Consider the following 11,947-nt stretch of genomic DNA (forward strand, 5'->3'; position numbering starts at 1 on the left):
ACAGGCCGCGCTGCTCCCACAGCGGGCCCCAGTGGGCCTCGATGGCGGCGGGCTCGAAGGACTTGGCGAGTTCGGTCATGGGGCCGGGCGTGCGAGGGGAAAACGAAAGCGGCGTCCCACAGGACGCCGCCAAACCTGGGATGCCGCAATTTTAGGCGCGGCAGAAGGAGCCTACATGAAGAGGTGTTCCCCGGCGTTCTCGCCGCCGAGGATCACGTAGTTGACCTTGCGCAGGTCGGCCAGCGTGCGCCCGCCGGCGTAGCTGATGGAGCTTTGCAAGTCTTCGCGCATTTCGCGCAGCGTGTCGGCGAGCTTGCCCTTGATCGGCTCGAGGATGCGCTTGCCCTCGACGTGTTTGTACTCGCCCTTGTTGAAGTCGCTGGCCGAGCCGTAGTACTCCTTGTAGAGCTTGCCGTCGATCTCGACGGTCTGGCCGGGGGACTCCTCGTGGCCGGCGAACAGCGAGCCGATCATCACCATGGCCGCGCCGAAACGCACGCTCTTGGCGATGTCGCCATGGTGGCGGATGCCCCCGTCGGCGATGATGGGCTTGGTGGCCACACGGGCACACCACTTCAGCGCTGAGAGCTGCCAGCCGCCGGTGCCGAAGCCCGTCTTGAGACGGGTGATGCAGACCTTGCCGGGGCCAATGCCCACCTTGGTGGCATCGGCCCCCCAATTCTCCAGGTCGATCACGGCTTCGGGCGTGCCCACGTTGCCGGCGATCACGAAGGTCTGTGGCAGCTTGTGCTTGATGTGGTCGATCATCTTGCGCACGCTGTCGGCATGACCGTGGGCGATGTCGATGGTGATGTAGTCGGCCCCCACGCCCTCGGCGGCCAGGCGGTCGATCACCGCGTAATCGGCGACCTTGACGCCCGAGCTGATCGAGACGAACAAGCCCTTGTCGCGCATGCGTTTTGCGTAGGCCACGTTGTCCAGATCGAAGCGGTGCATCACATAGAAGTAACCGTTGGCGGCCAGGTACTCGCTGATGCGCTCGTCGAGCACCGTCTTCATGTTGGCTGGCACCACCGGCAGCTTGAAGCGGCGGCCGCCGAACTCCACCGAGGTGTCGCATTCGCTGCGGCTTTCCACGCGGCATTTGCGCGGCAGCAGCAGGATGTTGTCGTAGTCGAAGATTTCCATGGTCAAGGCTCCGGGTGGCAGTAGGGCCTGCCGATGGGCGGTGGCAGGCTTGCGGGCGGCGCGTTGAGGCAGTGCGCGGCCCAATGGCTGCGAGCGCTTGATTTGGAGCCGGTCGGGTCCGAAACCGTCAGCGAGGGCGGTGGACACAAAAAAACCGGGCTCCAACATTTGGGCCCGGTGGCGCATTCTACGCCGAACCTCGGGCAGGCGCATACCCCTCTCCTAGAATCGGCCCATGAGCATCTTCCCTCCCGATCCCGCGCCCGTTGCGGCGCCTCCTGCGGCCCCGGCCGGCCTGCTGCAGCACCTCAACCCCGAGCAGTATGCGGCGGTGACGCTGCCGCCGCGCCACGTGCTGGTGCTGGCCGGCGCAGGCTCGGGCAAGACGCGGGTGCTCACCACCCGCATTGCCTGGCTGATCCAGACCGGCCAGGTGGGTCCGGGCGGCGTGATGGCCGTCACCTTCACGAACAAGGCCGCCAAGGAGATGCTCACGCGCCTGGGTACGATGCTGCCCATTCCCGTGCGCGGCATGTGGATCGGCACCTTCCACGGCTTGTGCAACCGCTTCCTGCGCGCGCATTGGAAGCTGGCGGCCTTGCCGCAGAGTTTCCAGATCCTGGATTCGCAGGACCAGCTCTCGGCCGTCAAGCGCGTGATCAAGGCGATGAACCTGGATGAAGAGCGCTTCGTGCCCAAGCAGGTGGCGTGGTTCATCGCCGGCTGCAAGGAAGACGGCCTGCGACCCAAGGACGTGCAGGCGCGCGACGAGCACACGCGCAAGCTCATCGAGGTCTACCAGGCCTACGAGGACCAATGCCAGCGCGAAGGTGTCGTGGACTTCGGCGAGCTGATGCTGCGCACCTACGAGCTGATGCGCGACCACACCGCGCTTCGCGAACACTACAACCGCCGTTTTCGCCACATCCTGGTGGACGAGTTCCAGGACACCAACAAGCTGCAGTACGCCTGGCTGAAGATGTTCGCCGGCCCTGAGAGCGCCGTGATGGCCGTGGGCGATGACGACCAGAGCATTTATGCCTTTCGCGGCGCGCAGGTGGGCAACATGGCCGACTTCGAGCGCGAGTTCCGTGTGGACCAGGTCATCAAGCTGGAGCGCAACTACCGCAGCTTCGGCCACATCCTCGATGCGGCCAACGCGCTGATCTCTCACAACACGCGGCGCCTGGGCAAGAACCTGCGCACCGAGGCCGGGCCGGGCGAGCCGGTGCGCGTCTATGAGGCCACCAGCGATTTCGCCGAGGCGCAGTGGCTGGTCGAGGAGGCGCAGCAACTGCACCGCGACGGCGTGCCGCGCAGCGAGACGGCGGTGCTCTACCGCAGCAATGCGCAGTCGCGCGTGCTGGAAAGCGCGCTCTTCAACGCCGGGATCCCCTACCGCGTCTACGGCGGGCTGCGCTTCTTCGAGCGCGCCGAGATCAAGCATGCGCTGGCCTACCTGCGCCTGATCGAGAACCCCAACGACGACACCAGTTTCCTGCGCGTGGTGAACTTCCCCACCCGTGGTATCGGCGCGCGCACGATCGAGCAGTTGCAAGACGCCGCCCGCGCCAGCGGCCGCAGCCTGTACCAGAGCGTGGGCGCAGTGGCTGGCAAGGGCGGGGCCAACCTCGCGGCCTTCGTGGCCCTGGTGGACGCCATGCGCGAGGCCACGCAGGGCCTGACGCTGCGCGAGATCATCGAGCACGTGATCGAGGCCTCGGGCCTGGCCGACTTCTATCGCACCGAAAAGGAAGGCCGCGAGCGGCTGGAGAACCTGGACGAACTGGTCAATGCCGCCGAGGCCTTCGTGACGCAGGAGGGCTTCGGCAAGGACGCCGTGGCCCTGCCGGTGGACGAGCAGGCTGGCGCCATCGCTGCAGGCAGCCCACCGGCCATCGCCGCAGTGGACCTCACTCCCGATGCCGAGACCGGCGAGATCGTCTCACCGCTGGCCGCCTTCCTGACCCACGCGGCGCTGGAGGCCGGCGACAACCAAGCCCAGGCCGGCCAGGACGCGCTGCAACTGATGACGGTGCACGCGGCCAAGGGCCTGGAGTTCGACGTGGTCTTCATCACCGGCCTGGAAGAAGGCCTCTTCCCGCACGAGAACTCGCTGTCGGATGCCGACGGCCTCGAAGAGGAGCGCCGGCTTATGTACGTGGCCATCACGCGCGCGCGCAAGCGCCTGTACCTGAGCCACAGCCAGACGCGCCTGCTGCACGGCCAGACACGCTACAACGTCAAGAGCCGCTTCTTCGACGAACTGCCCGAGGGGGCGCTCAAGTGGATCACGCCCCGCACCCAAGGCTTCGGCTCCGGCTTCGAGCGCGACTACCGCGCCGCTTGGCAGCGCGGCTCGGGACTGGGCAGCATCGTGGGGGCCGGCCGCCAGCCCGAGACGCCGCCCGCCTGGGCGGCTCCGAGGGCCACCACCAACGAAGGCCAGGCCCTGCGCGCCGGCCAGAGCGTCTTCCACAACAAATTCGGCGAGGGCGTGATTCTCACCCTCGAAGGCAGCGGGGCCGACGCACGTGCACAGATCAATTTCGGCCGCCATGGCGTCAAGTGGCTGGCCCTGAGCGTGGCCAAGCTCACCCCGGTGGAGGGCTGAGCAGGGGGAGGCTTTGTTCTGCATGGCAGAACGAAAAACTGAAGAGCGGAATCGGCTTTATCATTCGGCGGTCCGGTGTCTGGCCGGGCCGGATGGGAGCCTTCGCCTTGAGTTCGACCGACCTGTTCACCCCCGGGGCTGCGGAAGATCTGCAGCCGCAGCGCCTGCACCACTGGCTCGACCATTGGGCGCAGCGGCAAAGCGACGCGCCTGCGCTGCAGGATGAGCGCGCCGCGCTGAGCTATGGGGCCCTCGCGGCGGCCGTGGAGGCGGCCGCGCAAGGCCTGCGTGAGGCCGGGGTGCAGCCGGGCGACCGTGTGCTGGTGGTGGGCGAGAACTGCAATGCCGCCGCGATCCTGGTGCTGGCCTGCAGCCGGCTCGACGCCTGGGTGTCCTTGGTCAATGCCCGCCTGTCCGAGCGCGAGATCGACACCTTCCTTGAGCACTCCCAGGCCCGCGTGGTGGTCGGCCTGGGCGAGGCCTCGGCCGAGGCGTTGCGTCATCTGCAGCGCCTGGGCGGCAGGTCACAGCGCTGGCCCGGCGCGGGCGAGGTGCTGCTCGCCGCCGGCCACCCCCAGGCCTCACCCGAACCGGTGAGCGAGGCGGCGGACGCCCAGGTTGCCGCATTGATCTACACCTCGGGCACCTCCGGCGCACCCAAGGGGGTGATGCTCACCCATGCCAACCTGCTCTTCATCGCCGCCAACAGCCGCCGCCAGCGACGCCTGACGAGCGCCGACCGGGTTTATGGCGTGCTGCCGCTGTCGCATGTCTATGGCCTGACCGCCGTGCTGCTGGCCACGCTGTCGGCCGGCGCCAGCTTGGTGCTGGCCGCCCGCTTCGCCCCCGAGGCCATGGCCCGGGCGCTGGCGGACGAACGCATCACCGTGCTGCACGGTGTGCCGGCCATGTATGCCAAGCTGCTGGAGTGGGGCGATCGGCCGGGCAACACCCTGCGCGCGAGCGCGTTGCGGGTGGCACAGTCCGGTGGCGCGCCGCTGGACCAGGCGCTGAAGGACCGCTTCGAGCAGCACTTTGGCCTCCCGCTGCACAACGGCTATGGCATGACCGAGGCGTCGCCCTCCATCTGCCAGACCCGCCTGGATGCGCCGCGCCGTGACTGCTCGGTGGGCCCGCCGATCCCCGGCATCGAAGTGCAGGTGGTCGATCTCGAGTCGCGCCGGCCGGTGCCGGTGGGCGAGACCGGCGAGCTCTGGCTGCGCGGGCCCAATGTGATGAAGGGCTACTACCGCAACCCGGCACTGACGGCCGAGACGGTGGACACCGACGGCTGGCTGCACACTGGCGACCTGGCCCGCATGGAAGCCGACGGCACGCTGTCGATCGTGGGCCGCTCGAAGGAGCTCATCATCCGCTCGGGCTTCAACGTCTACCCGGTGGAGGTGGAAGACGTGCTCAACGCCCATCCGGACGTGGTGCTCTCGGCCGTGGTGGGCCGCCCGGTGCCGGGCAACGAGGAGGTGGTGGCCTTCGTCGAGCCCGTGCCGGGCCGCACGCTGGACACCGAGGCGCTGATGGCCTGGCTGCGCGAGCGTCTGTCGCCCTACAAGCTGCCGGCGCAGATCGTCGTGATGCCCCAGTTGCCTGCCTCGGCCACCGGCAAGCTCTACAAGCAGCGGCTGCGCGAGCAGGCACTGCAACTCTCGAGCTCCAAGGAGGCCTGACTGCATGGACCACCCGATGCCGCCGCAGACCGAATCCGCCCGCCCCGGCCCGAAGGGTCGCGTCAAGGAAGACCGCCACTTCGTCACGGCGCTGGCGCGCGGCCTGGAGGTGCTGGCCTGTTTCCGCTCGGGCGACCGCATGCTGGGCAACCAGGAACTGGCCCGGCGCTGCAACCTGCCCAAGTCCACGATCTCGCGGCTGACCTACACGCTGACCAAGCTGGGCTACCTGGAGTATGTGGAGGACACCGGCCGCTACCGCCTGGGCAGTGCCACACTCTCGCTGGGCAGCACGATGCTGGCGCGCATGGATGCCCGTCAGATCGCCCGGCCGTTGATGCAGGAGCTGGCCGATTTCTCTCAGGCCATGGTGTCGCTGGGCACGCGTGACCGGCTGAGCATGATCTATGTGGAAAACTGCCGCAGCCATGCTGCGCTCACGCTCAGCCTGGATGTGGGCTCGCGCATCCCGCTGGCCACCACGGCCATGGGCCGGGCTTACCTGGCAATGTGCCCGGAGGGCGAACGCCACGAGCTGATGGACCGCATTCGCGAACTGGACGAGGTGGCCTGGCCGCGCATCCGCCAGGGCATCGAACGGGCGATCCAACAGTACCGCGAGTTCGGCGTGTGCGCATCCTTCGGCGATTGGCAGAAGGACGTCAACGCGATCGCCATCGCCTTGCGGCCGGCCGGGGGGCGCTCGCTGATGGCGATCAACTGCGGCGGCCCGGCCTTCCAGCTCAGCCCCGAGTTCCTGATGACCGAGGTGCGACCCCGCCTGATGGCGCTGGGGGCGCGGCTGGAGCACGCCGGCCACTGACGGCACGGGCGGACCAGCCCTTCAGTCGTCGTCTTCGTCGTCCGACCCTGCAACGGCGTCGACGCCGGCCTCCACCACCGCACCCGTCACGCGGATGCCGGTGCTCACGACGGCTCCCGTGACCGAGATGGCTGCACCGGCTACAGCCCCTGCCACCGTCACGACGGCACAGCCCGACAGCAGCAGGCTCAAGCCCAGCCACACCGGCGCGCGCAGCAGCCCAAAACGGGACACGGGATGGGTCAGCAAAGGCATGGCCAAAAACTTGTTCGAAGGTGCGGTATGCGCATTATCCGCGAGCGTCGAGGCGATGCGGTGCTGCTGCGCAAGCTCGTCATCGAGCTGACATTGTCGCGTCACCGCACTTTCATCCGGGTTTCCTACGCTGCGCGCTTCATTACACCCCACGTTGCGAGAGGACCTTGCATGAACAAGCCGATCGACCTGCCTGCCGAGAGCTTCGTCGACCCTGACGATCAGGTGAACAACCACAGCCCCAACCCCAGCTTCGATGCGGTGCTCAATGCCCGGCTGAGCCGCCGTGGCGTGCTGCGAGCCGGCTTGGGCTCGGCGGCCACCGCCTTGTTCGGAGGCTTGTCGTTGAGCGCCTGCGGTGGCGGCGGCGACGACGATGGCGATCAGCCCCCGGCTGAGACGCTGCTGGGCTTTACCGCGGTGGCCAAGAGCACCGCCGATACCGTGACCGTGCCAGCGGGCTACACCGCCACCGTGCTTTATGCCCTGGGTGATCCGCTCACGGCGGACACCCCGGCGTTCCGCAATGACGGCACCGATACGGGTTACGACCGGCGTGCCGGGGACTGCCACGATGGCATGGAGTATTTCGGCCTGAGTGCTTCCGGGCAGCCCGATCCCACCAACAACGATCGTGCGTTGCTGGGCATCAACCACGAGTATGTGATCCCGACCTTTTTACACCCCAACGGACCGTCGCCGCTGCCGCGTCCGGCCGGTGAGGTGGACATCGAGGTGGACTGTCATGGGGTGTCCATCGTAGAAATTCGCAAGAACGCTGCCGGCGTATTCCGCTACGTACAAGATTCCGCATTCAACCGCCGCGTCACGGCCGCCACCGAGATCGAAATCTCAGGCCCGGCGCGCGGTCATGCCTTGCTGCGTACGCTTTACTCCCCCGAAGGCACGCGCACCCGCGGGACGTTGAACAACTGCGGCACCGGCAAGACCCCCTGGGGCACCTTGCTCACTGGCGAAGAAAACTGGTCTGGCTACTTCTTCCGCGCAGCGGGCGACAACACCGCCAGCGATGCAAAGCGCAATGTTGCGCTGGCCCGCTACGGCCGTAACGTCACGGCCACGAGCGCGGCGGCCAGCCGTTACGGTTGGCAAACCGGCGGCAGCGATGATCAGTACGTTCGCTGGAACACCAGCATCACCGCCGCCAGTGCCGACCTCGACTACCGCAACGAGATCAATGGCCAGGGCTATATCACAGAGATCGACCCCTATGATCGCACCGTGGCAGTCAAGAAGCGCACCGCGCTGGGGCGTTTTGCGCATGAAAGCGCGGCCTTTTCGCGTCCGATCGTGGGCCAGCCGCTGGCGGTGTACATGGGCGACGACGCTCAGCGCGAGTACGTCTACAAATTCGTCTCTGAGGCGGTGTGGAGCGCTGCCGACGCCAACCCCGCCGACCGCATCGCCACGGGGGACAAATACCTGGATGCTGGCACTTTGTATGTCGCCCGCTTCAATGAGGACGGCACCGGCCAGTGGCTGCCGCTGACGATCACGAATCCGGACATTGCCGGTTACGCGACGTACAGCTTTGCCGATGAGGGGGATGTGGCCATCCATTCCCGTCTCGCTGCCGATGCCGTGGGGGCGACAAAGATGGACCGTCCCGAGTGGTGCGGCGTACACCCGGGCACGGGCGAGATCTATTTCACCATGACCAATAACAGCAGCCGCCGGGTGGGGGCCACGGGCTCGCAGGTGGAGGTTGACGCGGCCAACCCGCGCGCTTACAGCGACATTCGCGGCATCGGCACCTTGCAACAAGGCAACGTTCACGGCCACATCATCCGCATCCGTGAAGACGGCGGTGCCGCCAACGCCCTGACCTTCACCTGGGATGTGTACGTCTTCGGCGCTGAGGCTGGTTCTACGCCTGCGGCCATGAACATTTCCGGTCTGACCGACGACAACGACTTCTCCAGCCCTGATGGCTTGGTGTTCTCGGCATCCACCGGCATCTGTTGGATCCAGACCGATGACGGTGCCTACACCGACGTTACCAACTGCATGATGCTGGCGGCGCTGCCTGGGCAGGTGGGCGATGGCCGTACGGTAACGCTTGACTATGGGAGCAAGCAGGTACAGACTCGCGCCGGTGCCATGCCTACCACGGGCACCTTGAAGCGTTTCTTGGTTGGACCGAAGGACAACGAAATTACGGGGCTATGCGAAACCCCCGACGGTCGTGTGATGTTCGTCAATGTCCAGCACCCGGGAGACGATACGGCCGTGGCCAACCTTTCCAATCCTGACCTTTACACCAGCAACTGGCCGGCCAATAGCGGCTATGGCGCGGGGCGTCGCCCGCGTTCGGCCACCGTGATGATCGTGAAAAACGACGGCGGACGCATCGGCACCTGAGCTTCGAAATTGCCGCCCGGCGCGGGCGGCTCTGTGGCTCGCATGGCCTTCGCCGTGCGAGCCTTTTCGTTTCATTCCTCGTCGCGCGCAGCCGGTAGAGCCACGGTGGTCGCTGACTCGTCGGTGAAGCAATCCGCGTAGGTGAAATACAGCGAAGCGTAAAACGCCGTCACGAACATCAGCGTGGCTGGGAAGGCCACCAGAGCCATGAGCTGGGGGGCCGACAGCACAGTGAAAATCAGCGTGGCCACCACACCGAACACCAGCACCGCGGCCGCCCAGGTGAGGAAGTACACGATGAAGGCCCCCAGGTTGCGCCAGCAGGCCACCACGCTGAAGAACACTGACTGCACGGCGCTGGTCCCCCCCCAATGCACCAGGGCCGGGGCATGCCAGAACAGCAGGCTGACCGGCACGGTCAGCAGCAACCGGCTGAGCAGGGCACCCTGCATGGCCGGGTCGTCCATCATCTCGGCGGTGGCCTCGCCGCTGGCCATGGCGCCCTGCAGGGCATCGACCCTGCCGCCGTCCATCGCGTCGGCCAGCCACATCGTCAGCATCGACAGCACGGCATAGGCCAGTCCGATCTGCAGCAGCGCGGCGACTCGCCGGCGTGATCCGCGCAGCGGCTCGATGAACAGCGAGGGCAGAGGAAAACCGCCGTCCACCGCCTTGCGTGTGGCCAGCATGAAGCCCAGCGACACCAGCGGCATGAGCACCAGCACCGCCAGTGCCCCGAGCTGGCGCATCGTGATCACCAGCACGAACGCGACAAACAAGAAGGCGAAGAACAGCGCGGTGTAGGCCAGCGGCTGGCGCAGGAAGACCTGGAAGCCGCGGCGCACCCAGAGGATGCCTTGTAGCGGCCCGACTTGTCGCAGCTTCATGGTTCGGGGTGCCAGGGTGTGTACACGCGCTCGCGCAGGATGCGCTCGAAATGCCCCGGGTCGTGGGCCTTGAGCATGTGGGCGTCGCGTGGCAGGTAGTAGTCCCACAGGCGCGAGATCCAGAACCGCAAGGCGCCGGCGCGCAGCAAGGCGGGCATCAGCCGCACCTCGTCATGGCTGAGCGGGCGCACCGCCTGGTAGGCCGCAACGAAGGTGCCGGCCCGTGCTTCGTCGAGCCGGCCGGAATCGAGGTCGGTGCACCAGTCGTTCAGGCACACGGCGATGTCAAACAGGAAGGTGTCCACGCCGGCGAAATAGAAGTCGAAAAAGCCCGTGAGCGTGTCGCCCTCGAACATCACGTTGTCGCGGAAGAGGTCGGCGTGGATGGGCCCGCGCGGCAGCGCCAAGTAAGCCGGCGAGCGGGCGTGCGAGCACTGGAAGGCCAGCTCGCTTTCCAGAAGCTGGCGCTGCGCGGCGTCCAGGTGGGGCAGGATGGACGGCACCGTCTCGACCCACCAGTCCAGTCCGCGCAGATTGGGCTGGAAGCGCGGGTAGTCCTGCCCGGCCAGGTGCATGCGTGCCAGCATCTCGCCGACCTGGCGGCAATGCACGTGGCTGGGGGCAAGCTGGTGGCCGCCGCGCAGCTTGTCCACCAGGGCCGCGGGCTTGCCGCACACGGTGTGCAGGATCTCGCCGCTGGCATCGGCCTTCGGGTCGGGCACCGGGATGCCCCGCGCCGCCAGGTGCTTCATCAGGTGCAGATAGAAAGGCAACTGCTCGAAACTCAGGCGCTCGAAGAGCGTGAGCACGTAGTCGGTGCGCCGGCCCTCGCGTTCGGCGGTGACGAAGTAGTTGGTGTTCTCGATGCCGGAGGTGATGCCGCGCAGCTCCACCAGGCTGCCCAGGTTCAGGCGCTGGACCAGGTCGGAGGCTTGTTCAGGCGAGACGGTCGTGAAAACGGCCATGGACGGGCGGTTGCCAGGAGACCCCGGCTTCAGAAGGTCAGGAAGCGCCAGACGCGCTGGCCCGAAGCTCCGCGAGCGCCCTGCTGGGACGGATCGCGGCCGCTGTCGGGCGGCACGACCTCGTAAGCGCGCCCGCCCTTCTTGGGCTGCACGTGGATCTGCAGGGTCTGCCCACGCACCCGCAACTCGTCGATGCGGGTGGACTCGTCCTCGACGCGGATGACCTGGACCGCCGGCTCGGGCGTGCCTGCGGCCACGGCCGGGGCGGCCACCTCGCCCCAGGCAGAGCAGGCCGCGGCTCCCAGGAGGATGGCAAGACAGGCTCGGTTGCGCATGCAGGCATTGTAGGCGCAGCCCGCCGGGGCGGCGGGCCGATTGCCCCACAATCGCGCCCATGGACGAGCACATCCCCACCGCACCGTTGCTGCTGCTGGTCGACGGCTCCAGCTACTTGTACCGCGCCTTCCACGCATTGCCCGACCTGCGCGGGCCGCAGGGCCAGCCCACTGGCGCCGTGCACGGCATCATCGCGATGCTGCGCCGGCTGCGCGAGCAGTTCCCGGCCGCGCACGCCGCCTGCGTCTTCGACGCCAAGGGGCCGACCTTCCGCAACGAGTGGTATGCGCCATACAAGGCCCAGCGTGCCCCGATGCCCGAAGACCTGGTGGCGCAGATCGAGCCCATCCACGAGGTGGTGAAGCTGCTGGGCTGGCCGGTGCTGGAGGTGCCCGGCATCGAGGCCGACGACGTGATCGGCACGCTGGCCCGGGTGGCACGCGAGGCCGGCCACCGGGTCATCATCTCCACGGGCGACAAGGACCTGGCCCAGCTCGTCAACGAAGAAGTCACCCTCATCAACACGATGAGCAACGAGTCGCTCGACGTCGCGGGCGTGAAGGCCAAGTTCGGCGTCCCGCCCGAGCGCATCGTCGACTACCTCACGCTCATCGGCGATGCGGTGGACAACGTGCCTGGCGTCGACAAGGTCGGCCCCAAGACGGCCGCCAAATGGATTGCCGAGTATGGCTCACTCGACGGCGTGATCGCCGCAGCCGACCGCATCAAGAGCGTGGCCGGCGAGAACCTGCGCAAGGCTCTGGACTGGCTGCCCCTGGGGCGGCGTCTCATTACCGTGGTGACCGATTGCGACCTCTCCGCCCACATCCCGATGTGGCCGCGCCTGGAGG

At 67.2% G+C, this 11,947-nt stretch carries 10 protein-coding genes; 5 read left to right on the forward strand and 5 right to left on the reverse strand.

Annotated elements, in window-relative coordinates:
• Positions 1–171: 171 nt before the first annotated feature.
• Complete coding sequence (locus ACK42S_RS10610; RefSeq protein ID WP_409706822.1) at positions 172–1,149, reverse strand: GMP reductase; 978 nt, start codon at positions 1,147–1,149, stop codon at positions 172–174.
• Between the two features lie 235 nt (positions 1,150–1,384).
• On the opposite strand from ACK42S_RS10610, the gene ACK42S_RS10615 reads away from it, so the two are divergent.
• The 3 genes from ACK42S_RS10615 to ACK42S_RS10625 all read left to right on the forward strand — a co-directional run bounded on the left by ACK42S_RS10615 (position 1,385) and on the right by ACK42S_RS10625 (position 6,271).
• A complete protein-coding gene (locus ACK42S_RS10615; protein ID WP_409706825.1) occupies positions 1,385–3,763 on the forward strand; it encodes a UvrD-helicase domain-containing protein in 2,379 nt (792 codons plus the stop codon).
• A gap of 92 nt (positions 3,764–3,855) precedes the next feature.
• On the forward strand, positions 3,856–5,448 hold the full coding sequence (locus ACK42S_RS10620) for a class I adenylate-forming enzyme family protein (RefSeq protein WP_409706828.1): 1,593 nt from the start codon (positions 3,856–3,858) through the stop codon (positions 5,446–5,448).
• Between the two features lie 4 nt (positions 5,449–5,452).
• Positions 5,453–6,271: an IclR family transcriptional regulator gene (locus ACK42S_RS10625; RefSeq protein ID WP_409706831.1), complete on the forward strand. Its 819-nt coding sequence runs from the start codon at positions 5,453–5,455 to the stop codon at positions 6,269–6,271.
• Positions 6,272–6,292: 21 nt separating this feature from the next.
• On the opposite strand, the gene ACK42S_RS10630 is transcribed toward ACK42S_RS10625, so the two are convergent.
• Positions 6,293–6,526: a hypothetical protein gene (locus tag ACK42S_RS10630; protein ID WP_409706834.1), complete on the reverse strand. Its 234-nt coding sequence runs from the start codon at positions 6,524–6,526 to the stop codon at positions 6,293–6,295.
• A 171-nt stretch (positions 6,527–6,697) separates the two neighbouring features.
• On the opposite strand from ACK42S_RS10630, the gene ACK42S_RS10635 reads away from it, so the two are divergent.
• Positions 6,698–8,908, forward strand: coding sequence for a PhoX family protein (locus ACK42S_RS10635; RefSeq protein WP_409706850.1), 2,211 nt, complete (start codon positions 6,698–6,700; stop codon positions 8,906–8,908).
• Between the two features lie 71 nt (positions 8,909–8,979).
• On the opposite strand, the gene ACK42S_RS10640 is transcribed toward ACK42S_RS10635, so the two are convergent.
• The 3 genes from ACK42S_RS10640 to ACK42S_RS10650 are packed head-to-tail and all read right to left on the reverse strand — an operon-like array spanning position 8,980 to position 11,095.
• Positions 8,980–9,795 carry a BPSS1780 family membrane protein gene (locus ACK42S_RS10640; protein WP_409706838.1) on the reverse strand — a complete coding sequence of 272 codons (816 nt, stop codon included), beginning with the start codon at positions 9,793–9,795 and terminating at the stop codon, positions 8,980–8,982.
• Positions 9,792–10,760 carry a homoserine kinase gene (locus ACK42S_RS10645; protein WP_409706841.1) on the reverse strand — a complete coding sequence of 323 codons (969 nt, stop codon included), beginning with the start codon at positions 10,758–10,760 and terminating at the stop codon, positions 9,792–9,794. Before ACK42S_RS10645 ends, ACK42S_RS10640 begins: the two co-directional genes overlap by 4 nt.
• Before the next feature lie 29 nt (positions 10,761–10,789).
• Positions 10,790–11,095: a hypothetical protein gene (locus ACK42S_RS10650; RefSeq protein WP_409706844.1), complete on the reverse strand. Its 306-nt coding sequence runs from the start codon at positions 11,093–11,095 to the stop codon at positions 10,790–10,792.
• Between the two features lie 59 nt (positions 11,096–11,154).
• On the opposite strand from ACK42S_RS10650, the gene ACK42S_RS10655 reads away from it, so the two are divergent.
• The coding region (locus ACK42S_RS10655) for a 5'-3' exonuclease H3TH domain-containing protein (RefSeq protein ID WP_409706847.1) at positions 11,155–11,947 on the forward strand (793 nt) is incomplete at its 3' end.

The organism is Caldimonas sp. (genome assembly GCF_046289365.1).
GTDB lineage: Bacteria > Pseudomonadota > Gammaproteobacteria > Burkholderiales > Burkholderiaceae_C > Caldimonas.